This window comes from Winogradskyella litorisediminis (genome assembly GCF_042675765.1).
Classification (GTDB): domain Bacteria; phylum Bacteroidota; class Bacteroidia; order Flavobacteriales; family Flavobacteriaceae; genus Winogradskyella; species Winogradskyella litorisediminis.
Genome location: NZ_JBHTJL010000009.1, coordinates 736,572 through 761,498, shown reverse-complemented (window position 1 = coordinate 761,498; position 24,927 = coordinate 736,572). Strand labels below are relative to the sequence as shown.

Below are 24,927 nucleotides of genomic sequence, written 5' to 3'. Positions count from 1 at the left end.
GATATACAAGCTGAAAATCTTGAATAAATCTATCTTTGCAAACATGTTTGTAACACACAAGAATATTCGAATTCATTATTCAGTAACTGGAAATGGTCCAACGTTATTGTTGCTCCATGGTTTTATGGAAACTAGTGTAATGTGGAACGATTACATTGAAAACTTATCACAAACTAGACATGTCATTTGTGTGGATTTGCTAGGCCATGGCAAAACAGAAAATATTGGTTACATACACTGTATGGAAGATATGGCGAAAGCGGTTTATGCTGTTTTAGATGAATTGAATGTTGAAAAAATTGATTGCATTGGACATTCAATGGGCGGTTATGTAGCATTGGCTTTGGCCGAATTGCATCCTGAACTTATTGACGATTTATGCTTACTAAATTCTACTTACGAAGCTGATGATGAAGAACGAAAGATTCTTAGAACACGCGCCGCACAAATGGCAACCACTAATTTTGATACTTTAGTGCGTATGTCTTTTACCAATTTATTTCCTGAAAGTAGCCAAATAAAGTTTAAAAACGATTTTGAAAAAGCTTTAGAAATAGGACTAAAAACATCTAAACAAGGCTTTATTGCTGGTCATAAAGGCATGGCGATTCGCCCAAATCGATTAGACATTCTTAAAAAGATAAAAGGGGAAAAAGTTATTATAATTGGTGATAAAGATTGGATTGTTAACAAAGAAAAAATTATTGCCGATACTAAAAATACAGACATTAAAATTGAAGTATTTTCTGAAGGTCATATGAGTTATATTGAAAATAAATCAGAATTATCTTACTTTTTAAAGCGCTTTAGCGAAAAATAATACTTTTTAGCGAACTTACTGATTTTTTTATTTATGTTAGACACCTCAAATCTAACGCTTTATGAAAAACAGTACGCAACCTACATCGCCGAAAAAGATTATATGTGATATTTTTGGTCACAAATATGAAGTTACAAAAGACGTTACGTTTCATGTCAAAGAATACACTTGCAAATGTTGTAAACGCCAACTGACTACAAACGGAAATGGTAGCTTAACAGAATTAACCCCTAAATTTAAAGAAATCAATGCTACGCTAGCTCGGATATATACCAACAAACTAGAACGCATGAAAGCAAGTCGATTTAATTCGTCTGCTGCTTAAGATTCAGTATCATTAAAATTTTTCCAACCCTTAGCAATAATTGGCACTTTTGCATCACCACGAGTCACTAAATGCATTCCTCTTTCGGCTTCTGTCATATAACCAATAACAGTTAAATTAGGATTGCCCTTTATTTTTGGGAAATCCTCTTGAGAAATCGTCATTAACAACTCATAATCCTCGCCACCGTTTAATGCAATGGTAGTACTATCTATATTAAATTCTTCGCAAGTACTAATAACTTGTGGGTCGAGTGGAATTTTATTTTCATAAATGTCTACACCAACATTGCTATGCTTACAAATGTGAAGGACTTCTGAAGATAGTCCGTCACTAATATCTATCATACTCGTGGGTTTTACCTCGAGTTTTTCAAGCAATTCTACAATATCTTTGCGGGCTTCAGGTTTTAATTGACGCTCTACTATATAAGTATACATTGATAAATCTGGTTGATTTTGAGGATTTACTTTAAAGACTTCTTTTTCGCGCTCCAATATTTGTAATCCCATGTAAGCTCCACCCAAATCTCCTGTAACCACTAACAAATCGTTTGGTTTTGCACCTGAACGTTTTACAACATTATCTTGCTCAACCTCGCCAACAGCAGTAATTGAAATTATTAATCCACTTGTTGAAGATGTGGTATCACCACCGACAACGTCAATGTTATAAATACGTGCAGCAGTTTCAATGCCTGCATATAATTCCTCTAAAGCCTCTAAAGGAAAACGATTAGAAACAGCAATAGAAACCGTGATTTGTGTCGTATTTGCATTCATAGCGCATACATCAGACACGTTAACCATTACTGATTTATAACCTAAATGTTTTAAAGGTACATAGCTTAAATCAAAATGAACACCTTCAACCAACATATCTGTAGTAACTACAATTTGTTTGGTTGTAGGTTTTAAAATAGCAGCATCGTCTCCAATTCCTAAAACAGAAGATTTATGACTTAGTTTAAAATTATCTGTTAAATGCTCAATAAGCTTAAACTCACCGAGTTCGCTCAAAGGTGTTCGTTGTGGATTTTTATCTTCAATCATTTTGCAAAAATATTACGATTTAACAATTTTAAGGTAATTTATTCGTCTAATTTTAGTTTGTATGTAAAGACAATCTTTAATTATTACTTAAATTGCAAAAAAATTACCCAAATGAAACTTACAAGAGCACTACTTTTTTTGTTATTCTGTTCAATCTCCATTACAATACTAAGTTGTAAAGATGAAGATGCACCAACCATAGAGATTGTAGATACAGATGATGATGGCGTTGCAGATGAAGATGATAACTGTCCAAATACGCCAAATCCTAATCAAGAAGATGCTGATAACGATGGAATTGGAGATGCTTGTAACGGTGACTCTGATAATGATGGAGTTTTAGATGTAAATGACAATTGTCCTGATAACGCAAACCCTAATCAAGAAGACGCTGATAATGATGGTATCGGTGATGTTTGTGATACAGATGATGATGGAGATGGTATTGCAGATGCCGATGATAACTGTCCACTAATTCCAAATTCTGCACAAGAAGATAATGACAATGATGGTGTTGGTGATGCTTGTGATGATGACGATGATAATGATGGCGTTGCAGATGTAGATGATAATTGTCCTTTAGTAGCAAACGCAAGCCAAGAAGATGCTGATGGCGATGGAATAGGTGATGTTTGTGACAATTGCGTTAATAATAGTAACCCAAATCAAGAGGATGTAGACAATGACGGAGTTGGTGACGCATGTGACACAAGTCCTTACACCGTTGATACGCCATGTGTAAATGGAATGGCTGGAGAATTTCCATGTAGTGGTATTGATGTTATGGGTATCATTGATGTAAATACACTTGGTGGAAGCACTGCTTCTAATATTGAAGGAAGTGATATTTGGGGTTGGACAGACCCAACAACAAATAAAGAATATGCTTTGATTGGCCTAACCAATACAACGGCTTTTGTTGATGTAACTGACCCTTTTAACCCTATATTTTTAGGTCGATTAAATTCTAGTGCAGGTGTTAATTTTTGGAGAGACGTAAAAGTATATAATAATCATGCCTTTATTGTTGCAGATAACGTCGGGCAACATGGTATGCAAGTTTTCGATTTAACACGTTTAAGAAATGTTACAAATACACCTCAAAACTTTACCGTTGACGCCTTATACTCTGGTGTTGGTAGTTGTCATAACATTGTCATTAACGAAAGTGAAGGTGTTGCTTATTTGGTAGGTTGTACCTCAACTAATGGTGGAGGACCAATATTTGTAGACATAAGTAACCCAACAAACCCTACTTTTTTAGGAGATTATACAGCAGGCGGATATTCTCACGATGCACAAGTAGTCACATATAACGGGCCAGACCCAGATTATCAAGGTAGAGAAATATATGTCGGAAGCAATGGTAATACAGACAAAGTAGTTATCCTAGATGTCACAGATAAAAATAATGTTATTCCTATTAGTGATTTTACATATCCACAAACTGCTTACGCACACCAAGGTTGGTTTACAGAAGACCAAAGATATTTTATTCTTGGTGATGAAATTGACGAACGACAGTTTGGCTTTAATACAAAAACTTTAGTTTTTGATTTTACAGATTTAGATAATCCTGTGCCTTCGGCAAACTATTTTGGTCCAACACCTGCCATTGATCATAACGGATACGTAAAAGGTAACGAGTATTACCTAGCTAATTACAGAGCTGGTTTACGAATTTTAGATATTTCTAATATTTCTTCGACCACAAGTCCAATGACGGAAACCCGTTTTATAGACACATATCCCGCTAATGATGCCTCAGAATTTAATGGCGTTTGGAGTGTTTATCCCTATTTTAATAGTGAAACTTTATTAATTGGAGATATAGAGCGTGGCCTAATTATTGTTAAGAAAAGTCAATAAACTATATCTAAATGTTAGCTCCTAAGTCTTACACATATCTGTTCTTAATTTCACTAATAATTAGTTGTAGTAATGTCGAAGATTTATCAGTAACATTACAAAATGTTTCTGGAGTTACTGAATTTGTTACAACGCTTGGTGGCTCTAAAAACGAGAGCGCACAGTCTGTAATTTCTACTGTCGATGGTGGTTATGCCGTTTTGGGATTTACCCAAAGTAATGATTTAAATATCACAGACAAACAAGACGAATCTTTTGATTATTGGGTGATAAAATTTTCTCCAGAAGACACTATTGAATGGCAAAAAACATATGGCGGTTCTGACGATGACCGTGGCAGAGAAATTATCCAAACACAAGATGGTGGTTATACTTTAATTGGAACAAGCGCAAGTAACGATTTTGATGTAACAGACAATAACGGTTCACAAGATTTTTGGATTGTTAAATTAGATAACCAAGGAAATATATCTTGGGAAAAGTCTTTTGGCTTTCAGGGTGACGACATGGGTGTTTCTGTCATTCAAACAACAGATTTAGGCTATTTAATTACTGGAGTGCTAGACGTTACTTCTTCTAACGGTTTAGGTAATACAGGTAGAAATTCAACACGACACGCTGGTGGTGATTATTGGGTAATAAAACTAAATGCATCAGGTGATTTAGAATGGAGCAGATATTTTGGTGGAAATTTTACTGATACTGCAGAAGGTGCTGTAGAAATGCCAGATGGTGGATTTATCATCGCAGGTGGCTCAGACAGTGAAGATACCGATATTACTGGCAATAAAGGTACTTACGACTTTTGGGTTATACGTATTAATTCTAGTGGTGATTTAGTTTGGGAAAAATCTTTTGGTGGTTCTCAAACAGACGAAGCGCGAGCTATTGCAAAAACAAGCGATGGAAATATTGTTATAACCGGTGATACCAGAAGTAATGATTTAGACGTTTTAGGAAACAACGGTGCAGCCGATTTTTGGTTAATTAAAATAGATATTGACGGAAATCTTCTTTTGCAAAAAACGTTTGGCGGAAGCGGATTTGATGTAGCTCGTGATGTTTCCCCAACACGAAATGGTGGTTTTTTAGTTACAGGAAGTTCTCGAAGCTCAGATGGAGATGTCTCTGAAAACAAAGGTCAAAACGATGCTTGGGCGCTAAAAACAGATAGTAATGGTAACATTCAATGGCAAAAATCTATTGGTGGAAGTAATATCGATTTTGCGTATAGTATTACAGAATTAAATGACCAATCTGTAATTGTGGTCGGAGACACTACAAGTAATGACGGAGATATTACAGAAAATCGTGGATTTACAGATTTGTTGCTGTTTAAAATAAATTAATATGAAAAAGACTTTAGCTCTATTATTAATAATCTTGCTATTTTCTAATTGTGAAGATAACGATGACAATTTAAGTATGGTTGACGTCGCTTTTGAGTTTTCTCATACTTGGGAAAATGATGAAATAAATGCAAATAACTTAACGTCCATTGTTGTTACCAATGAAAATGGCGAAGTTATGAATATTGCACGAATCCGATATTTAATTTCGCGGATAGAACTTACAAACGAAAATGGTACAACCTATAGTTTTAACGGTTATAAATTTACTGATCTTTCTGACGTTTCAACTTATAATTTTACACCAGATAATAACCGTATTCCTTCAGGTAATTACACTTTAAAATTTGTTTGGGGATTTAATGAGGAAGATAATATAGATGGTGAATATTTAGATTTAAATAGTGCATCTTGGAATTGGCCAACAATGCTTGGTGGTGGCTATCATTTTCTTCAATTTGATGGTCAATACAATATTAACACATCACCTTCAAGTTTTAATTTTCATAACGGTACAGCTCGTGTAAGCACAAACCCAAATGTATTTGAGCAAAATTTTGCCGAAATTGAATTTGCTACAACTATTGAGATTTCAAACAATGCTTCAATTGAAGTTGTTATGGACTTTTCAGAATTTTTTAAAACACCACACACTTGGGATTTAAATGTTTTAGACACGCCGTTAATGCCAAACTATAATGCACAAAAAATGATGCAAGCTAATGTACAAAGTGTGTTCAGCATTGGTACAATTACTCAATAAGTATTTTGAAAAAATTAGGAATCATACTCGCCTTTATAAGTCTATTTTCGTCTTGCACAAAAGATGATAACAACGGCTATTCACCTGTGCTTCCAGAATCTCCTATATCTATAGATTTAAATATTCCGCAAATATTCTCAGAAAATATTATTCCACCCGTAATACCTGCGGATAACCCTTTAACAGAAGAAGGTGTTGCTCTAGGTAAACGTTTATTTTTTGACCCAATTTTATCTAGTGATGAAAGTATTTCGTGTGCAAGTTGTCATTCTCCTCAAAACGCATTCACGGATAATACTGCAACAAGCGCTGGCGTTAATGGTACACTAGGAAACAGAAATTCAATGCCGCTTTTTAATTTAGCATGGAATTACAACGAACGTTTTGCTTGGGATGGAAAAGAACTAAGTTTAGAGCGTCAGGCGTTAGAACCAGTTCAAAATCCGATTGAAATGCATAGCAATTGGGACGATGTGGTTACTAAACTAGAAAATCATTCTGAATACCCATCACTGTTTGAAGACGCTTTTAACAGCATAACTATTACCAAAGAACTGGTGGCAAAAGCAATCGCTCAATTTGAACGTACTTTAATCTCAGCCAACTCAAAATTCGACAGATATTCTTTAGGAAACGCAACATTAACACCTCAAGAGTTAAACGGTTTAGACATATTTTTAAGAGAAGATAAAGGTGATTGTTTTCATTGCCACGGCAACCCCAATAATCCACTTTGGACGGATAATGATTTCCATAACAACGGTTTAGATGCGACATTCACAGATTTAGGATTGGGCAGTGTTACTGGTGACCCAAATGATAACGGAAAATTTCGTTCGCCTTCATTACGTAACTTGGCTTACACAGCACCATATATGCACGATGGACGGTTTCAAACTTTAGATGAAGTTATTGATTTTTATTCTGAAGGATTACAAAATTCACCAACCATTGACCCATTAATGAAAAACGTTAATCAAGGTGGTGTTCAACTTTCAGACGAAGAGAAAGCAGATTTGAAAGCGTTTTTATTAACGCTTTCTGACCCTTCATTTTTAAATAATCCTGCGTTTCAAAATTAAGCTACTAGCATTCATTTGTTAAAAATATATGTATTTCATCGAAATAATACGTATTTTAACCCTTAAAGTGAATTGGTTTTATAAATTGGTTATCCCCTAAATCCCCATTAATGAACCCTACTGATTCAGATGATATGACCTGCCTTTTACTGGGTCATAATTATTACAAGTTAGCTGTAGCAAACACAAACAACGAAACTGTTGTTTGCAAATCTTGTGGTAAACATTCAAAGATAAATCCCCAAGGCGATTTTACCACAACAAAGTACGAAGACAAGGCTTTTGTTACTGCACTCCGCAAGCTATTCTTACTCAAAAGAGGCTTAAAACCAAACATAAAATAAGTTTTAGTTTTTTATACTTCTCCGCTTCCTTTCAATATAGCCAAATTCTATAAAATCATATCCTAATATAATGTTAGGTTATATGGTTAAAAGAGACTTATATCGTATCTTTGCACTCTATTTAGAGTAAATCTATATAAATTTATGATTAAAGTTTCAGAAATAGCTAAAAATAAGGTAGTTGAACTAATGACGGATGACGGCTACAACCCAACAAACGATTTTGTTAGAGTTGGTGTAAAAAGTGGCGGTTGCTCTGGTCTTTCCTACGATTTAAAATTCGACAAAACGCAAGTTGAAGGCGATAAGGTTTTTGAAGATAATGGTATAAAAATCATTGTTGACAAAAAAAGCTTTTTATATCTTATAGGTACCACTTTAGAATATTCTGGTGGATTAAACGGAACCGGTTTTGTGTTTAATAACCCAAATGCAAACAGGACTTGCGGTTGTGGCGAAAGCTTTTCGCTTTAAAAAGCTTATCAAAATCTTTTTAATGAAGGATTTTTCAAAATTGAATTAAGAGATATGAGTAAATATACAGAGGACGATTTAAGGGAAGAATTAAAAACCAAAGAATACGAATATGGTTTTTACACAGATATTGAATCTGAAACATTTCCTGTTGGTCTTAACGAAGATATAGTTAGAGCCATTTCTAAAAAGAAAGAAGAGCCAGAATGGATGACCGAATGGCGTCTTGAAGCTTTTAAAGCTTGGAAAGAAATGGAAGAAAAAGATTGGGCAAATGTAAAATATCAAAAGCCCGATTTTCAGGCTATATCTTACTATTCTGCACCAAACAGCAAACCAAAATACGATAGTATTGACGAGGTTGACCCAGAATTATTAGCAACATTTGAAAAATTAGGAATCTCTCTTGACGAGCAAAAAAAATTAGCTGGTGTGGCAATGGATGTTGTGGTCGACTCTGTTTCGGTAGCAACAACTTTTAAAAAGACATTAGCCGAAAAAGGCATCATTTTTATGTCTATTTCTGAAGCTATAAAAGAGCATCCCGAATTAGTCAGAAAATATATTGGTAGTGTTGTACCCCAAAAAGATAATTTCTATGCAGCATTAAATTCTGCGGTGTTTAGTGATGGTAGTTTTTGCTATATTCCTAAAGGCGTTCGTTGCCCTATGGAATTGTCTACTTATTTCCGAATTAACCAAGCTGGTACAGGTCAATTTGAAAGAACACTTGTTATTGCCGACGAAGGCAGTTACGTAAGTTATCTTGAAGGTTGTACTGCACCAAGCCGTGACGAAAACCAATTACATGCAGCAGTTGTAGAGCTTATTGCGCTTGACGATGCAGAAATTAAATACTCTACCGTACAAAACTGGTATCCAGGAAATGCAGAAGGCAAAGGTGGCGTTTACAACTTTGTTACTAAACGAGGACTTTGCGAAAAGAATGCTAAAATTTCTTGGACGCAAGTAGAAACTGGTTCTGCAGTAACATGGAAATATCCTTCTTGTATCTTAAAAGGAGATAATTCTATCGGCGAATTTTACTCTATAGCAGTTACCAATAATTACCAACAAGCCGATACCGGTACAAAAATGGTTCACTTAGGTAAAAACACCAAGTCAACGATAATCTCTAAAGGAATCTCGGCTGGTAAATCTCAAAACTCTTACCGTGGTTTAGTAAAGATTAATTCAGGGGCAGAAAATGCTCGTAATTTTAGTCAATGTGATAGTTTATTAATGGGTAACGAGTGTGGTGCACACACGTTTCCATATATCGAAGCTAAAAACAAAACCGCCATGATTGAGCACGAGGCGACGACGAGTAAAATTGGAGAAGACCAAATTTTTTACTGCAACCAACGTGGTATAGATACCGAAAAAGCCATTGCGCTTATCGTTAACGGATTTAGTAAAGAAGTATTAAATAAACTTCCGATGGAATTTGCTGTAGAAGCTCAAAAACTTTTAGAAATTTCTCTTGAAGGTTCTGTAGGATAAAAACCCAACACAAAATGAAAAAAGTACTAACCATACTCTTAGTGGCTGTTTTGTTTACAGCCTGTAAAGATTTTAAAGAAGGTGTAAAAGACGGCTATGAAGAGGCCAAAAAAGAAACCGAAGCCAAAAAACAAGGCGTAAAATTATACGCTTTAGATGGTGGAACAGTAAAAGTAAATAAACTCGAATTGTTTTCACAAGACACTACTTACACTGGGCAATCTAAAACATTTGCTGATGCTTTCTATCTTATAGAACACCCAAAAGGAAAGTTATTATGGGATGCTGGCTTACCAGACGGATTAGTTGGTCAAGAGCCATTTACAACTCCAGACGGTGCATTTACAGTTTCGCGTAAAGATTCTGTAGTATCTCAATTAAAACAACTTTACCTTTCACCAAATAATATAGATTTTATTGCTTTATCTCACACGCATTTCGACCATTCTGGTTCTGCATCAAAATTTGCAAATTCAATTTGGTTAGTACAAGAAACAGAGTATGATTTTATTACAAGTGAAGAGCAGAAAAAAGGTGATAACTACAAAGCCATTGCAGCTTTAAATAAAGTTGAAAAAATTAATGGAGATTTTGACGTCTTTGGTGATGGTACAGTGATTATTAAATCCATGCCAGGTCATACGCCTGGTCATCAAGTGTTGTTTTTAAAACTTGAAAATGCTGGTAATATCTTACTAACAGGCGATTTATATCATTTTCAAGAAAATAGAGATTCTCGAGGTGTTCCTAGCTTTAATTATGATGTTGACATGACTTTAAAAAGCATGGATGCATTTGAAAAATTTGCTAAAGAAAATGACGCCGAAGTTTACATTCAGCATAGCCAAGACGATTTCAAAAGATTACCAAAATATCCAAATTACCTAGATTAAAATGAAAAAAATAATCACTTTAATCCTTTGCTTCAGTTTTTTGCTTTCTTGTAAAAATGATAAAACTGAAACCATCGAAGCAGAGAATACAGTTTCAAAATCTTACGACCAAAACGATGGTTATGTTACAATAAAAGGCGATTTCATTTATGACAAAAGTCAAAATGCTGCAGTCATTCAATCAGCCAACAATCAAATTTATGGTGTTGTAATTGATGATAATATGAAAGCTTTAAATGAAAAAGTTTTACCCTTTAAAAAAGAAGCTACAGATATGATACCTGTAACAGTTAGAGCAAAACGAATTGCGAAACCAGAAGGCGAAGAAGGTTGGCCGTTTAGGTTAGAAATTAAAGAAACGATTAAGGTCGAGGCGCCTAATCCAGAACAAAACGACGTTATAAAAATAGAAAACTAATTACAATGTTAAAGATAAAAAACTTACACGCTAGTGTTGAGGATAAAGCTATATTAAAAGGAATAAACCTTGAGGTTAATCCAGGAGAAGTACATGCTATTATGGGACCAAATGGCTCCGGTAAAAGTACATTGGCTTCCGTTATTGCTGGTAAAGAAGATTATGAAGTTACTGAAGGTGAAATTCTTTTAGAAAATGAAGATATTGAAGAATTAGGTGCCGAAGAGCGTGCCCACAAAGGTGTGTTTTTGTCGTTTCAATATCCTGTAGAAATTCCTGGTGTTTCAGTGACAAATTTTATGAAAACGGCAATCAACGAAACTCGCAAAGCAAAAGGCTTAGAAGATATGCCTGCTAACGAAATGTTGAAGCTTATCCGTGAAAAGTCTGAACTTTTAGAAATAGACCGTAAATTTTTATCGCGTTCTCTTAACGAAGGTTTTTCTGGAGGTGAGAAAAAACGTAACGAAATTTTTCAAATGGCAATGTTAGAGCCAAAATTAGCCATTCTAGATGAGACAGATTCTGGTTTAGATATCGATGCACTTCGCATCGTTGCCAATGGCGTTAATAAATTAAAATCTAAAGACAACGCGGTAATTGTTATTACACACTACCAGCGATTATTAGACCACATCGTACCAGATTTTGTACATGTTCTCTACAATGGACGTATCGTAAAATCAGGAACTAAAGAGCTAGCTCACGAGTTAGAAGCTAAAGGTTACGATTGGATTAAAGAAGAAGTAGGTGCGTAAGTGCAAGTAATCAGTAATCAGTATTAAGTCAACAGTACTCACTGTTAACTGCATACTGAAAACTGCAAACTGAATACAATGAGTTTAAAAGAAAAATTAGTAACATCATTTATGGCGTTTGAGGACAATGTTGACGTTCACTCGCCTGTACATGATATACGAACAGAAGCCATAAAAACATTTGAAACTGAAGGCTTTCCTAGCAAAAAAGAGGAAGATTGGAAGTATACATCTCTAAATTCTATTTTAAAGCATGATTATAGCGTGTTTCCAAAGCATGAAGAAGCTTTAGAATATAGAGACGTAAAAAAATACTTTATCCATGATATTGATGCTTATAAAATTATCTTTATCGATGGTAAATATTCATCCCATTTATCTCAAACCACACACGATGGAATTGATGTTTGTTTAATGTCTTCGGCATTATCAAAACCAAAATACAGCCCGATAATTGAAAATTATTTTAATAAAATTGCAACAAAAAATGGCTTAACCTCTTTAAATACAGCGTTTTCTGCTGAAGGTGCATATATTCATATTCCAAAAAATAAATTGGTAGAAAAACCAATTCAGATTATACACTTTTCAACAGGAAATGAAGCTGCTTTAATGTTGCAACCTAGAAACTTAGTTGTTGTAGAAGAGAATTCTCATGTTCAGATTATAGAACGTCACCAAAGTTTAACTGACAATCCTGTATTAACTAATAGCGTTACTGAGATTTTTGCAGACAAACGTGCAATTGTAGATTACTATAAAATTCAGAATGACAATCAATCGGCATCACTGATTGATAATACGTTTGTAAACCAAAAAGACGAAAGTATTGCCAAGGTACACACCTTTTCTTTTGGTGGAAAATTAACGCGCAACAACTTAAATTTCTTCCAAAACGGTGAGCGTATTGATTCTATCATGAAAGGCATCACTATCATTGGAGAGAAGCAACATGTAGACCACAATACACTGGTACATCACATAGAACCAAATTGTGAGAGTCATCAAGATTATAAAGGTATTTTTGATGAGAATTCCACAGGTGTTTTTAACGGAAAAGTTATTGTTGAAAAAGAAGCGCAAAAAACAAATGCGTTTCAAGCAAACAACAATATTCTGTTAAGCGACAAAGCAACTATAAATACAAAACCTCAGCTTGAAATATTTGCAGATGATGTAAAATGTTCACATGGTTGTACCATTGGCCAATTAGACGAAAGTGCTTTGTTTTACATGAAACAACGTGGTATTCCTGAAAAAGAAGCACGCGGCTTATTAATGTTTGCATTTAGTAATAACGTATTAGATTCGGTTAAAATTCCAGAAATAAAAAAACGCATCACCAAATTAATTGCTCAAAAATTGGGTGTTAATATTGGGTTTGACCTTTAAAGAAATTTGTAAGAAAATACTATAAAAAGCGATTACTAATTAGTAGTCGCTTTCTTTTTGAACTTAATTCCACTTATAGTACCCTCACTAGATAATTGCATCTCTGACACAGTGTTATTCTTATCTTTTATAAAATGATAAAGTGTTCGCCTACCATTTCCAAATTGATTAAGCTGTACTGGATTTAAACTTATGTTTTTGTTATCGGCATAAGACAACTTTAAATTTCCATTCTCAACAAAAAAATTATAGACAACATCAAGTTCTTCAGAATAAAACTCTCCTGAATAATCAGATAAAACAACAGTATTCTTTTCAATGAATACTGCCTTTCTGAAATAAAAAGGCGTGCCTCCAAATGCAATAATCATATCATGATTTTTATCTGAAAGAAATTCATATTTCACATTCTGGCTTGTAACTCTATGGAATTTGTTCTTATCAAATTGAACTAGAGATGCAGCTACTTTACCAATAGAACCTATGGATTTTAATGTGTCATTTTCTATGAATAATTTCATAGCCATATCGCTATTGATTTCTTTGTATTCACCAGCAAATAAATTCAAATCTTGAGTATTGAAGCCTTTATTTTCTTGAATTTCTTCTTTATTAGCTTTTTTATCTAAAAGAATATCCAAAATCTGATAAGCGATTCTTGGAGAATTTATAGACTGTAAATTAGATAAGACAATAATTCCTATTCGCAATTCCGGAATAGTAATCATTTGTGAACGGCCACCAAATCCAAACCCACCATGACTTAAGATTTGGTGGCCTTTATAATTATCTACTGATAATCCTCTTGCATACTTTGCTTTTTCTCCATTAGTTAAAGTTTCGGTTGTTTGAAGAAATTTTGCTAGATCTTCAAATTTTGACACCTGCCCATTTAGCATTTTCATCCAAATAAGCATATCATTAGTAGATGAGCCCATACTTCCAGCACCATAGCTGAGTTGGTTACTTGATGAAAACACATATTCATTCTTCCGTTTTTGGTAACCAATTGCCTTATTTCTAATAGGGCTACCGCGAGATACCCTAACAAATGTGTGATTCATTTTTAATGGTTTCAGAATATTTTTAACCAAATATTCATTCAGGTTCATACCAGATATACGTTCTATAATTATTGCTAAAAGATTATAGTTAGTATTAGAATACGTTACTTTTTCACCAGGAACATTATTCAAGCCTCTTTGTTTGCAAGCCAACTCATAAACATATTGGTTATCGTAATAAGTGTTGTTGTAGTCAAAACCGGATAGACTCATTAATGCGTGGTAATTTCTTATCCCGCTTGTATGATTTAGAAGGTGACTTATTTTAATAACATCATTATACTTTGGAAGTTCGGGTAAATACATTCTAACATCATCATCTAGGTTGATTTTCCCTTCTTTTTGTAAAGCCCAAATTGCTGAAGCGGTGAACTGTTTAGATACTGAAGCTAAACTAAAAATAGTTGAATCAGAGTTCTTTATACTATAATCAAGATTTGCAATACCAAAGCCTTTGGAGTAATGAACTTTGTTTTGATAAAACACATTTACACTAAAGCCAGGAACGTCTACTTGGTCATACTCTTTTAAAATGCTATCTATTTGATTAGCAAATTGCTCTTGGGCACTTATTCCAAAACAAACAAAAAGACAAAAAAGCTTAATACATACTTTCATCATTGGGATTGTTTATATTTCTGGTAAAAATACATGGGAATCATCCCAAAGTTTAAAAACAAAAAACCAACAAAAACAATAATACCTCTATAGGGCCAAGTTAAAAACTCAAACATAGTGCCAATACCCAGTATAAAGCAGGTTAAGAAACCTACCACAAAAAATGATTTTTTCATATTATACGATTTAAGAAATTTTATGTGTAGAAGATTTATATCTGTCGTAAAAAAACAAGGGTATAACAATCAGAATTAATATTATAAACCCCGAAAACAATAGTATTGAAGCAAAAGGCCAATGCATCCATTTAAACAAAACCCCAGTTGCTATAAATAGAGCTGAAAATGCTCCCGAACCGTTTAGAAAGCGTTTGAGAATTATAGCTTTGGCTGCAAATTTTTGAAGATTAGTCTCTAATTGAAGGTTCTGAAAACTGCTATACCCTCCAAATTTTTGTAAGGCTTCTTGGTAAAGTTTATCAAAATCACCAGAGTTGGCATTCTCAATATAAGTGCAGATATGATCTAGCAAATCTTCTTTCAACTCTTTAGATTTTATACCATACAACTTAAGGTTACGTTCGATATACTCTATATGCTGGTCTGTTAAATTCATTGGGTTATAGATTTAGGATTGAAAATAATTGTCAACGTTTCTATAAAATCATTGATTTCTCGCTTAACTTCAGACACCATTTTCTTGCCTTCATTAGTTATTTTATAATACTTACGCACGCGCTTACCTATAAAAACTTTTTCAGTCTCTAAAACCTTTTTTGCTTCAAGCTTATGAAGTATCGGATATAAGGCTCCTTCAGAAATATCAATCTTTCCAGAAGTGATTTTTTTTACTTCTTGAGTAATCTCATAGCCATACATTTTTCCTTTATTACTTATTAAAGTTAAAATGATAGGCTGCAACGTTCCTTTGGTTAATTCTTTACTATACATATTGCAAATATACATTTTATTTAAATGTATCTAAGTAAAATGTAATAAAATTTAATTCTAGTTCTTAAAGCCCTGTTATAAGTTTTACAATAACCGCAATGCTTTGTACCTTTGTGTATGGAATTGAAAACTATGCTAGACGTACAAAAAATCAGAAAAGATTTCCCGATACTTAATCGTAAGGTTAATGGGAAACCACTTATATATTTCGATAACGCGGCAACATCGCAAACACCACAACAGGTCATTGATGTTATTGTGGATTATTACAGTAATTACAACGCTAACATTCATCGTGGTGTACATGCCTTGAGTCAAGAAGCAACAGATGCTTACGAGCAAGCACGTCACAAAATTCAAAAGCATTTTAATGCCAAACATCCTCACGAAATTATTTATACTTCTGGTACAACAGATAGTATAAATTTAGTAGCCAGCGGATTTTCAACTTTATTAAAAAAAGGTGATGAAGTTATTGTATCGGCATTAGAACACCACAGTAATATTGTGCCTTGGCAAATGTTATGTGAGCGCAGCGGAGCTTCACTTAAAGTATTACCAATGAATAATGACGGTGAATTGGTTATTTCAGAATTAGATACACTTTTAACTGAAAATACCAAGCTAGTTTTTGTTAATCATATTTCAAATGCATTAGGCACTATAAATCCTATTGAAACTATCATAGAAAAAGCACACGCTGTCGGCGCTGCAGTTTTAGTAGATGGTGCACAATCTTGTCCGCATATTAAACCTGATGTACAAGCGCTAGATGTTGATTTTTACGTGTGTTCTGCTCATAAAATTTGCGGACCAACTGGTGTTGGTATGCTTTATGGAAAAGAAGAATGGCTTAAAAAATTACCGCCATATCAAGGTGGTGGCGAAATGATTGCTGAAGTTTCTTTTGAAAAAACGACCTACGCAGATTTACCTCATAAATTTGAAGCAGGAACACCAAATATTTGCGGCGGTATTGCTTTTGGCGCTGCATTAGATTATATGAATGCTATTGGTTTCGACGCTATTGCTGCTTACGAAAACGAGCTTTTAGAATATGCCACCGAAAAATTACTTCAAATTGAAGGCTTAAAAATTTACGGTACAGCGGAAAATAAAACGTCTGTTATTTCTTTTAATATTGGCAATATTCATCCATACGATATCGGAACAATTCTAGACAAAATGGGCATTGCGGTACGTACAGGTCATCATTGTGCACAGCCAATTATGGATTTCTTTAAAATTCCAGGAACTATTAGAGCATCCTTTATGTTCTACAACACCAAAGAAGAGATTGATACTTTTATTTCAGGTTTGAAGAAGGCCGTAATGATGCTTTCTTAAAAAATTTATTTTAATAAATCGTCTTAAAATGAGCACCTTTTTTAGGTGCTTTTTTTATTCAATTATGCAATTCATCGAAAAAAAAGTAAATAATTTTTGTATTCGTTAATTTTTTAACAAAAAAAATTATATTCGTTAAAATTTTTAACTAAAATATCCCAAAATGAAAAAAACAATTTTAAGAATTGCAGTTATTTCTCTTCTATTTGCAGGTTGTAGCGATGATAACAATGTAGAACAAGAACAATCTAAAGTAGATATGAGTGACTTCTATCTATATACAGACGCAACTGAAGACGGTACGGCAAATAGAGTTGCTAATGGTAAGACTTGTGCTTCGATGGAAGTTTTAAATCGCCAACTCAATGAAGACCCAGAGCTATTCGATAAAATGTATAAAGCAGAATTACATTCTCGACGATTTATGGCTAATAATTTGAAACCGAAAGGTGGAAATGGCGGCGGAAACGGCGGCGGTGGAAACGGCGGCGGTGATGGCGGCGGAGGAACTCCAGTTGATGATGGTTTGGGTACGTTAAATATTCCTGTTTATATTTATGTTATATATTCAAACTCTAGTCAAAACATTAGTGATGCACAAATAAACTCTCAAATGGCAGTTTTAAATGCAGACTTTAATGATACTAACTTTAGTGATGTACGTCCTGTATTTCAGGGTCTTGGAGCAGATGTAGATATTAACTTTATGACTCCTGTTGTAGATAGAAGATTCAATTCTACAAGTGCTTGGGGAACTAACAATGCTGTAAAATCTGTTTACCCAGCACAACCTGGGTATTTAACTATGTGGGTCGCTAATATTGGTGGCGGTATTTTAGGTTACGCTCAATTTCCTGGAGGAAATGCATCGACTGATGGTGTAGTAATGTCACCACAATATTTTGGTACAACTGGTACTGCACAAGCTCCATTTGATGGTGGCCGTACAACTACTCACGAAGTTGGTCACTGGATGAACTTACGTCATATTTGGGGAGATGGCAGATGCCGCCAAGATGATTTTGTTGCAGACACACCTGCGTCTAGTAGACCAAACTATGGTTGCAACCTTTCTGCAGCAAACTGTAGATCTACAGATATGGTAGAAAACTATATGGACTACTCTGACGATGATTGTATGGGATTATTTACTGAAGGTCAAAAAACAAGAATGCGTGCAGTTTTTGCGCCTGGAGGACCAAGAGCATCATTGGTGGGTAACTAATAATCTCAAAATAAACACTTAAAATATAAAGAGCATCAAAAGATGCTCTTTTTTTTGGCATCAAAAGTGTAACTTACACTTTTAAAATACCAGAATTATGAAATTTATATTTAGCCTTCTAACAATAGTCATGCTTGCAGATTCTTGCAATGCGCCAAAACAAGCTATGCAAGACTCCGAAAAATCATTAGAACAAAATACAGCTTTGAATAAAACTCCTATAACTACGGATAAGCAAAAGGCGTTTAGCCAAAACGAAGACCTAGTTGTAAGCTACAAAGCTTCTGCAAGAGGATATACAAAATACATTGCGGTCTCGGAAAAAGCTGTAAAATTATCATCAGATTATAGTCTTCAAAAAATGGAAACTTATAATTGTGATAATGCCGATTGGGAAGCTATCAAAACTCTAGTAAAAAATATAAACCCAAAAGAGTTTATGTCTTTAAAAGCTCCTTCTGATAAACACACATTTGACGGTGCAGCTCACACAACTCTAACTGTTATAATTGGAGATGTAGCACACGTAACGCCTACTTTTGATGAAGGAAATCCACCTAAAGAAATTAAAGAACTCGTTAATAAAGTGTTAGCGATTGGAGCAAAAGTTAAAAAACAGTAGTAATTTTGCAACTCAAAAGACTTAATGATGACGATTGAAGAAATACAAAATGAAATTATAGAAGAATTTTCAATGTTTGAAGATTGGGAAGAACGCTATCAATATATGATAGATTTGGGCAAAACCTTACCTTTAATTGAAGACGAATATAAAACCGAAGATAATATCATTAAAGGCTGTCAAAGTAAGGTTTGGGTACATGCCGAAATGGACGATGACAAAGTTGCTTTTACCGCAGATAGCGATGCCATTATAACAAAAGGCATTATAGCTATATTAATCAGAGTGTTTTCTAATCAAAACCCAAAGGCAATTATTGAAGCCAATACAGATTTTATTGATAAAATTGGCCTGAAAGAACATTTATCACCCACTAGAGCTAATGGTTTGGTGAGTATGATAAAACAATTAAAAATGTATGCCATTGCATACCAAACACAATTAAACTAAAATGAGCGATACAACTATAGATACAGCAGCACTTGGCGATAAAATTGTTAGAGTGATTAAAACCATTTACGACCCAGAAATTCCTGTTGACATTTACGAATTGGGACTTATATATGACGTTTTTGTTAATGAAGATTACGATGTTAAAATATTAATGACATTGACATCGCCAAATTGTCCAGTAGCCGAAACACTTCCAATGGAGGTTGAAGAAAAAGTAAAATCAATTAATGAAGTTAAAGATGCCGAAGTTGAAATTACATTTGATCCGCCATGGTCTAACGATTTAATGAGCGAAGAAGCTAAGCTAGAATTAGGAATGTTATAATACTTTAAATATGAATACTACCGGAATTGACGCCATTGCCTTTTATGTTCCTCAACTATATGTCTCCATGGATAATTTGGCTGAAGCCAGAGGAATTCCAGCCGAAAAATTAAAACGTGGCTTGGGTCTTCAAAAAATGGCAGTACCAAATATTGGTGAGGATGCTGCAACATTTGCTGCAAATGCATTGTTAAATTTGATAACGCAGAACAACCTTAACCCTAATGAAATCGGTCGTGTATATTTAGGTACAGAAAGCGCTGTAGATGGCTCAAAACCAACCGCAACTTACGCTGTAGAAATTGTTGAAAAAGAGTTGGCCAACACATTTGGTGAGCGAAGTTTTAAAAATTGTGACATTTTAGATATGACTTTTGCCTGCGTTGGTGCCGTAGATGCATTACACAATTGTTTGGATTGGGTAAAGCAAGATGAAAACAGAAAAGCAGTAGTCATTGCTTCAGACTTATCTAAATATGATATAAACTCTACTGGTGAATACACACAAGGTGCCGGTGCCGTTGCTGTTTTAGTATCTCACAATCCCTCTATTTTAACAATAAATGACATTTGGGGAGTTGCTTCAAAAAGTGAAGGCGACTTTTTTAAACCACGACGTATCTATAAAAAATCAGATTTATTAAAATCAGTTTTAAAAGAGTTGAATGTCGATGCATCAAAGGAAACTATTGATACATTTATAAAATCAACAAATTCTGAGTTTTGGTCTGACAGCAACGAAGTAGTTGAAGTGTTTAAAGAAGAACCTGTGTTTGATGGGCAATTTTCAAACTCCTGCTACGCTGATAGAATTACTGAAGCGTTTGAGCATTTTAATTCTCAAAAAGAAATAGATTTTGTAAATAACTGGCAGCAATTCATTTTTCACTTGCCTTACGCTTTCCATGGAAGACGCATAGTTTTTGATAATTGGCTAAGTTGGATAAAAGACACCGCGGTTTACAATTTATTAGTAGAAGAAGTTGGCAAACCTGAAGACACTGATATAAAAACTTGGAATAAAGCAGCTTACAAATCTAATTTGTATAGCACATTTATTAATGAAAATATTTCTGCTGGCGAATTGGCTTCATCTGAAATTGGAAACATGTACACGGCTTCAATATTCATGTCGCTTTTAAGTTTCTTATCTCACAGTTTTAATACTTCAAAAGAAATTGCTGGTAATACCATTGGATTTGTTGCTTACGGAAGTGGTTCAAAATCCAAAGTGTTCCAAGGAGTAGTTCAACCAAATTGGGTATCAAAAATTAAGGATATTAAATTGTTTGAATACTTAGAAAACAGAACATCAATTACTGTAGAAACTTACGAAAATATACATCGTTCTAAATTACAAACTCCAGTAAACAAAGGCAGTAAAATTGCGCTAAATTTTGTTGAAAAAGAAGATACTAATTATGGCTTAAGACGTTATAAAGTCAACGAATAATGGCTGAAGAAATTATAAATAGAGTTGCACTTAGCAAACTAAAAACATTGGACCTAGAAGATTTTTATCCTCCAGGAAAACGTGTGTCTTTTGATATAAAAGATTGGCTTTGGGAAGGATTGGTACTTCGCGAAAAAGAGTTTCGCACTTTTGTTAAAGCGCATGATTGGTCGCAATATAAAGATGCTTATGTGGCATTATTCTGTTCTGCCGATGCAATAGTACCAGATTGGGCTTACATGCTGATTTCACTTCAACTTCAAGACTATGCAAAACTCTCGGTGATTGGAGATTTAGAACATTTAGAATCTATTTTATATTCAGAAATTATTGCAAACTTAAATCTTTCAGAATATAAAGATGCACCTGTCATCATCAAAGGGTGTACTAACAAACCTGTACCTGCAAATGCTATGGTTTTGCTCTCTCAAAAATTAAAACCAATAGCAAAATCTATTATGTTTGGAGAAGCATGTTCTTCAGTTCCGCTATATAAGAGAAAATAAATTTCCTAATAGTTTATAAATCAGTCAATTAGTTTTTAAGAAAATAGGCATATTTTTCTTACAATTTTTATCTTTGCATCTTAAACATAAATCATTTAACTGATGAAAACCAAATTAATTTTATCCGTATTATTCGTTTTTGCATTAAGCTTTGGCTTTGCCCAAACGAAAGAAGAATTAAAAAAACAAAAAGCTGAAAAGCAAGCAGAAGCTGATAAATATCAAGCAGAAGCAAATGAACTTCAATCACAAATTGATGCATTACCAGGTTGGCGTGTTGGCGCTTTTGGAACTATAGGTGGAAGTTTTTCAAGCTTTAATAATTGGTACGCACAAGGTGTGCCTAACAACTCTTCTGGTACTATTGGCTTTACCGTAAATGCATTTGCTAATAAAATTGAAGACAAATATTTTTGGAGAAACTCACTGAACACAAATCTAAGTTGGGTAAAATTTGATAATGAAGACGACCCAACAGACGATGACAGTTTTCGAGAAGCTACGGACGTATTTAGCGTAAGTTCTTTATACGGACGTAGATTGAGTGAAAAGTGGGCTGTTTCTGGTTTAGTTGAATATAGAACAACAATCCTCAACAATTTTAATAATCCTGGATACTTGGATGCTGGTGTTGGTTTTACATGGACGCCAATGAACAATTTAGTGGTGGTTATACATCCATTAAACTATAACTTTGTTTTTGGAGATAATCCTGTTTTTGAGTCATCGTTAGGTGCTAAAATTGTTGCCGATTATAATGGTACAATATTCAAGGATATACAATTTAGAAGTAACTTATCTGTATTTCAAAGTTACGACACAAGTGACCTGTCTAACTGGACGTGGATAAACTCATTTAGTTATTCAATCTTTAAAAACATAGGTGTTGGCGCTGAATTTGGTTTACGTAGTAATCGCCAAGAGGCTGCAAATTTTCAAGGTACGACTTTGGCCGCTGCAGACAACGATTTACAAACGTACTCTACCATTGGTATAACTTATAAATTCTAAAATAGAAATTTCATAAAAAAAAGAGGTCTAAAATAGACCTCTTTTTTATTCAATATCCTCAACGTCAGGATATAAAAATTCATTGTAAGGAAAACGTGTTACATGAATTTCTCTTACTTCTTTATAAACACGTTTTTTAAAATCGTCTAAATTTTCTCTATTTAAAGCTGAAATAAACAACGCGTTATCTCCAATTTTAGACATCCATGTCTGCTTCCATTCGTCTATAGAATAATTGGCTTTTGTACGTTCTATTATTAAATCTTCTTCATCAAAAGGCGCTGCTTCATAAGCATCAATCTTATTAAAAACCATAATAGTTGGTTTTCCTTTACTATCTATTTCTTCTAAAACTTGATTAACAGATTCTATATGTTCTTCAAAATTAGAGTGCGAAATATCTACAACATGTAGTAACAAATCTGCTTCTCTTACTTCATCTAGAGTGCTTTTAAAAGAATCTACCAATTGGGTTGGTAGCTTTCTTATAAATCCTACTGTATCACTTATTAAAAATGGCAAATTTCCAATTACTACTTTACGTACTGTAGTGTCTAATGTTGCAAAAAGTTTGTTTTCTGCAAAAACTTCGGATTTGCTAATTACATTCATCAAAGTTGATTTGCCAACATTGGTATAACCAACAAGTGCAACTCTTACTAGCTTACCACGGTTACCGCGTTGTACCGCCATTTGTTTATCAATGGTCTTTATTTTTTCTTTTAATAGTGAAATTTTATCACGTACAATTCGTCTATCAGTTTCTATCTCTGTTTCACCAGGACCACGCATACCAATACCACCTTTTTGGCGTTCAAGATGCGTCCACATTCCTTTTAATCGTGGCAATAAATATTGGCATTGCGCTAATTCTACTTGTGTACGCGCATAACTCGTTTGCGCACGTTGGGCAAAAATATCGAGGATAAGATTGGTTCTGTCTAAAATTTTACAATTAAGTATTTTACTGATGTTTCGCTCTTGTGCTGGAGATAATTCGTCATCAAAAATTACAGTACCAATGTCATTTTCTTTTACAAATTCTTGGACATCATTCATTTTACCTGTTCCAATAAAAGTTTTTGGATTAGGCATATCTAATTTTTGAGTAAATCGTTTTACAACTTCACCGCCAGCGGTATAGGTTAAAAACTCTAATTCATCTAAATATTCTTTTGATAAATCTTCGTCTTGTTCTCTTGTAATTACTCCTATGAGTACTACTTTTTCAAGGTTTATATCTTTTTTTTCTAGCATAAATAAATTTCAATGTTTCTGAAATGTTTCAGCAAAACATTACATGCAAATTTAGGCATTTGCGTAATATGGTGATATCTATATTAATTATATCTTTAACCGCATGAGTTACAAACACACGATTGCTTTTTATAATATTGAAAACCTTTTTGACACAAAAGACGACGTCTATACTGATGACGATGATTTTTTACCAAAAGGAAAAAAACGCTGGACATTAAAACGCTACAAGAAAAAAATTAAAAAACTTGGGCGAGTCATATCGCAAATTGGAGACGAAGACTCAAATTTTCCTCCAGCTTTTGTTGGTTTAGCCGAAGTAGAAAACAGACAAGTTGTTGAGGATTTAATAAATGGAAAACATCTAAGAAACTATAATTATAATCTCGTGCATTATGATTCCTCAGACGAACGTGGCATTGATGTGGCATTAATTTATAATCAAGATGTTTTTAATGTAACACATTCTGAAACGTTTTCGGTTTATTTAGAAAAAGAAAATGGTCAGCAAGATTTTACGCGTGATATTTTATTAGTAACAGGAAAATTAAATGATGAGCAAATCCACGTCATTATTAACCATTGGTCGTCACGTCGCGAAGGTGTTGAAGCTACTGAATACAAACGTTTAGCTGCTGCTGATAAAGTAAATCAAATTATTTTAGACCTGAAGGAAACACAGAGTGACCCTAAGATAATTGTTATGGGAGATTTTAATGACACCGCTCAGAATAATAGTCTTTTATCTCTAGAAAATTCATCACAACTATACAACCCGTTTAAACTTATAGATGTAAGTACAAAAGGCAGTCTAACGCATTTTTCAGAATGGTTTGTGTTTGACCAAATACTTTTTTCGAATTCGTTTTTTGATTCTAAATCCACAAAATTGAATTTTATAAAAGCTGATGTGTTTAATTCAAAATTTTTAACACAATATCGTGGTAAATATGTTGGACAACCTTTTAGAACTTACGTAGGTCTCAAATACAAAGGCGGTTATAGTGATCATTTCCCAGTTTACATAATTCTAAAGGAAGACGCTTAAATATCA

27 protein-coding genes are annotated in these 24,927 nt (G+C 34.0%); 22 read left to right on the top strand and 5 right to left on the bottom strand.

Features of this window, described 5'->3' with window-relative positions; all coding sequences use genetic code 11:
* The first annotated feature begins 19 nt into the window (after positions 1–19).
* Complete coding sequence (locus ACFQ1Q_RS05710; protein WP_386128869.1) at positions 20–820, top strand: alpha/beta fold hydrolase; 801 nt, start codon at positions 20–22, stop codon at positions 818–820.
* Between the two features lie 61 nt (positions 821–881).
* Positions 882–1,145: a hypothetical protein gene (locus tag ACFQ1Q_RS05705; protein ID WP_386128867.1), complete on the top strand. Its 264-nt coding sequence runs from the start codon at positions 882–884 to the stop codon at positions 1,143–1,145.
* On the opposite strand, the gene thiL is transcribed toward ACFQ1Q_RS05705, so the two are convergent.
* Entirely contained in the window at positions 1,142–2,197 is a 1,056-nt protein-coding gene (gene thiL / locus ACFQ1Q_RS05700) for a thiamine-phosphate kinase (RefSeq protein WP_386128865.1), read from the bottom strand. The two genes, ACFQ1Q_RS05705 and thiL, sit on opposite strands and share 4 nt — an antisense overlap.
* Before the next feature lie 111 nt (positions 2,198–2,308).
* Here thiL and ACFQ1Q_RS05695 point away from each other — a divergent pair, with 111 nt between their 5' ends.
* The 11 genes from ACFQ1Q_RS05695 to sufD all read left to right on the top strand — a co-directional run bounded on the left by ACFQ1Q_RS05695 (position 2,309) and on the right by sufD (position 13,042).
* Entirely contained in the window at positions 2,309–4,066 is a 1,758-nt protein-coding gene (locus ACFQ1Q_RS05695) for a choice-of-anchor B family protein (RefSeq protein WP_386128864.1), read from the top strand.
* An 11-nt stretch (positions 4,067–4,077) separates the two neighbouring features.
* The gene (locus ACFQ1Q_RS05690; RefSeq protein ID WP_386128863.1) at positions 4,078–5,415 is read left to right on the top strand and encodes a hypothetical protein; all 1,338 of its coding nucleotides are present in this window, start codon (positions 4,078–4,080) and stop codon (positions 5,413–5,415) included.
* Position 5,416: 1 nt separating this feature from the next.
* Positions 5,417–6,178, top strand: a complete 762-nt coding sequence (locus ACFQ1Q_RS05685; RefSeq protein WP_386128861.1) for an MbnP family protein — start codon at positions 5,417–5,419, stop codon at positions 6,176–6,178.
* Between the two features lie 5 nt (positions 6,179–6,183).
* Positions 6,184–7,260 (top strand): cytochrome-c peroxidase, encoded by a 1,077-nt coding sequence (locus ACFQ1Q_RS05680; protein ID WP_386128859.1) that lies wholly within the window; start codon positions 6,184–6,186, stop codon positions 7,258–7,260.
* A 110-nt stretch (positions 7,261–7,370) separates the two neighbouring features.
* Complete coding sequence (locus ACFQ1Q_RS05675; RefSeq protein ID WP_386128857.1) at positions 7,371–7,604, top strand: hypothetical protein; 234 nt, start codon at positions 7,371–7,373, stop codon at positions 7,602–7,604.
* A gap of 144 nt (positions 7,605–7,748) precedes the next feature.
* Positions 7,749–8,078 (top strand): HesB/IscA family protein, encoded by a 330-nt coding sequence (locus ACFQ1Q_RS05670; protein ID WP_386128855.1) that lies wholly within the window; start codon positions 7,749–7,751, stop codon positions 8,076–8,078.
* Between the two features lie 54 nt (positions 8,079–8,132).
* A complete protein-coding gene (gene sufB / locus ACFQ1Q_RS05665; RefSeq protein ID WP_386128853.1) occupies positions 8,133–9,581 on the top strand; it encodes a Fe-S cluster assembly protein SufB in 1,449 nt (482 codons plus the stop codon).
* Between the two features lie 14 nt (positions 9,582–9,595).
* A complete protein-coding gene (locus ACFQ1Q_RS05660) occupies positions 9,596–10,474 on the top strand; it encodes an N-acyl homoserine lactonase family protein (protein WP_386128851.1) in 879 nt (292 codons plus the stop codon).
* Between the two features lies 1 nt (position 10,475).
* Entirely contained in the window at positions 10,476–10,892 is a 417-nt protein-coding gene (locus tag ACFQ1Q_RS05655; RefSeq protein ID WP_386128849.1) for a hypothetical protein, read from the top strand.
* Between the two features lie 5 nt (positions 10,893–10,897).
* Positions 10,898–11,650: a Fe-S cluster assembly ATPase SufC gene (sufC, locus tag ACFQ1Q_RS05650; RefSeq protein WP_386128847.1), complete on the top strand. Its 753-nt coding sequence runs from the start codon at positions 10,898–10,900 to the stop codon at positions 11,648–11,650.
* Between the two features lie 78 nt (positions 11,651–11,728).
* The gene (sufD, locus tag ACFQ1Q_RS05645; RefSeq protein WP_386128845.1) at positions 11,729–13,042 is read left to right on the top strand and encodes a Fe-S cluster assembly protein SufD; all 1,314 of its coding nucleotides are present in this window, start codon (positions 11,729–11,731) and stop codon (positions 13,040–13,042) included.
* A 35-nt stretch (positions 13,043–13,077) separates the two neighbouring features.
* Here sufD and ACFQ1Q_RS05640 read toward each other — a convergent pair whose 3' ends face one another.
* From ACFQ1Q_RS05640 to ACFQ1Q_RS05630, 3 genes are all read right to left on the bottom strand, one after another.
* Positions 13,078–14,727: a serine hydrolase domain-containing protein gene (locus tag ACFQ1Q_RS05640; RefSeq protein ID WP_386128843.1), complete on the bottom strand. Its 1,650-nt coding sequence runs from the start codon at positions 14,725–14,727 to the stop codon at positions 13,078–13,080.
* Between the two features lie 183 nt (positions 14,728–14,910).
* Positions 14,911–15,339, bottom strand: a complete 429-nt coding sequence (locus ACFQ1Q_RS05635; RefSeq protein ID WP_386128841.1) for a hypothetical protein — start codon at positions 15,337–15,339, stop codon at positions 14,911–14,913.
* Positions 15,336–15,674: a PadR family transcriptional regulator gene (locus tag ACFQ1Q_RS05630; RefSeq protein ID WP_386128839.1), complete on the bottom strand. Its 339-nt coding sequence runs from the start codon at positions 15,672–15,674 to the stop codon at positions 15,336–15,338. The genes ACFQ1Q_RS05635 and ACFQ1Q_RS05630 overlap by 4 nt, the downstream gene beginning before the upstream one ends.
* 132 nt (positions 15,675–15,806) lie before the next feature.
* On the opposite strand from ACFQ1Q_RS05630, the gene ACFQ1Q_RS05625 reads away from it, so the two are divergent.
* From ACFQ1Q_RS05625 to ACFQ1Q_RS05590, 8 genes are all read left to right on the top strand, one after another.
* Positions 15,807–17,021, top strand: coding sequence for an aminotransferase class V-fold PLP-dependent enzyme (locus tag ACFQ1Q_RS05625; protein WP_386128837.1), 1,215 nt, complete (start codon positions 15,807–15,809; stop codon positions 17,019–17,021).
* A gap of 163 nt (positions 17,022–17,184) precedes the next feature.
* Positions 17,185–18,246 (top strand): zinc metalloprotease, encoded by a 1,062-nt coding sequence (locus tag ACFQ1Q_RS05620; protein ID WP_386128835.1) that lies wholly within the window; start codon positions 17,185–17,187, stop codon positions 18,244–18,246.
* Between the two features lie 97 nt (positions 18,247–18,343).
* A complete protein-coding gene (locus tag ACFQ1Q_RS05615) occupies positions 18,344–18,868 on the top strand; it encodes a hypothetical protein (RefSeq protein WP_386128833.1) in 525 nt (174 codons plus the stop codon).
* 27 nt (positions 18,869–18,895) lie between these two features.
* Positions 18,896–19,318 (top strand): SufE family protein, encoded by a 423-nt coding sequence (locus tag ACFQ1Q_RS05610; RefSeq protein ID WP_386130175.1) that lies wholly within the window; start codon positions 18,896–18,898, stop codon positions 19,316–19,318.
* Between the two features lies 1 nt (position 19,319).
* Entirely contained in the window at positions 19,320–19,646 is a 327-nt protein-coding gene (locus ACFQ1Q_RS05605; RefSeq protein ID WP_386128831.1) for an iron-sulfur cluster assembly protein, read from the top strand.
* 10 nt (positions 19,647–19,656) lie between these two features.
* The gene (locus ACFQ1Q_RS05600; protein WP_386128829.1) at positions 19,657–21,099 is read left to right on the top strand and encodes a hydroxymethylglutaryl-CoA synthase family protein; all 1,443 of its coding nucleotides are present in this window, start codon (positions 19,657–19,659) and stop codon (positions 21,097–21,099) included.
* Positions 21,099–21,605: a DUF2480 family protein gene (locus ACFQ1Q_RS05595; protein WP_386128827.1), complete on the top strand. Its 507-nt coding sequence runs from the start codon at positions 21,099–21,101 to the stop codon at positions 21,603–21,605. The genes ACFQ1Q_RS05600 and ACFQ1Q_RS05595 overlap by 1 nt, the downstream gene beginning before the upstream one ends.
* Before the next feature lie 102 nt (positions 21,606–21,707).
* Entirely contained in the window at positions 21,708–22,616 is a 909-nt protein-coding gene (locus tag ACFQ1Q_RS05590) for a DUF3078 domain-containing protein (protein ID WP_386128825.1), read from the top strand.
* A gap of 45 nt (positions 22,617–22,661) precedes the next feature.
* Here the strand turns inward: ACFQ1Q_RS05590 and hflX are convergent, their stop codons facing one another.
* On the bottom strand, positions 22,662–23,873 hold the full coding sequence (hflX, locus tag ACFQ1Q_RS05585; protein ID WP_386128823.1) for a GTPase HflX: 1,212 nt from the start codon (positions 23,871–23,873) through the stop codon (positions 22,662–22,664).
* Positions 23,874–23,976: 103 nt separating this feature from the next.
* Between hflX and ACFQ1Q_RS05580 the strand changes: the two genes are divergently transcribed.
* Positions 23,977–24,921 carry an endonuclease/exonuclease/phosphatase family protein gene (locus ACFQ1Q_RS05580; RefSeq protein ID WP_386128821.1) on the top strand — a complete coding sequence of 315 codons (945 nt, stop codon included), beginning with the start codon at positions 23,977–23,979 and terminating at the stop codon, positions 24,919–24,921.
* The last annotated feature ends 6 nt before the right edge of the window (positions 24,922–24,927 follow it).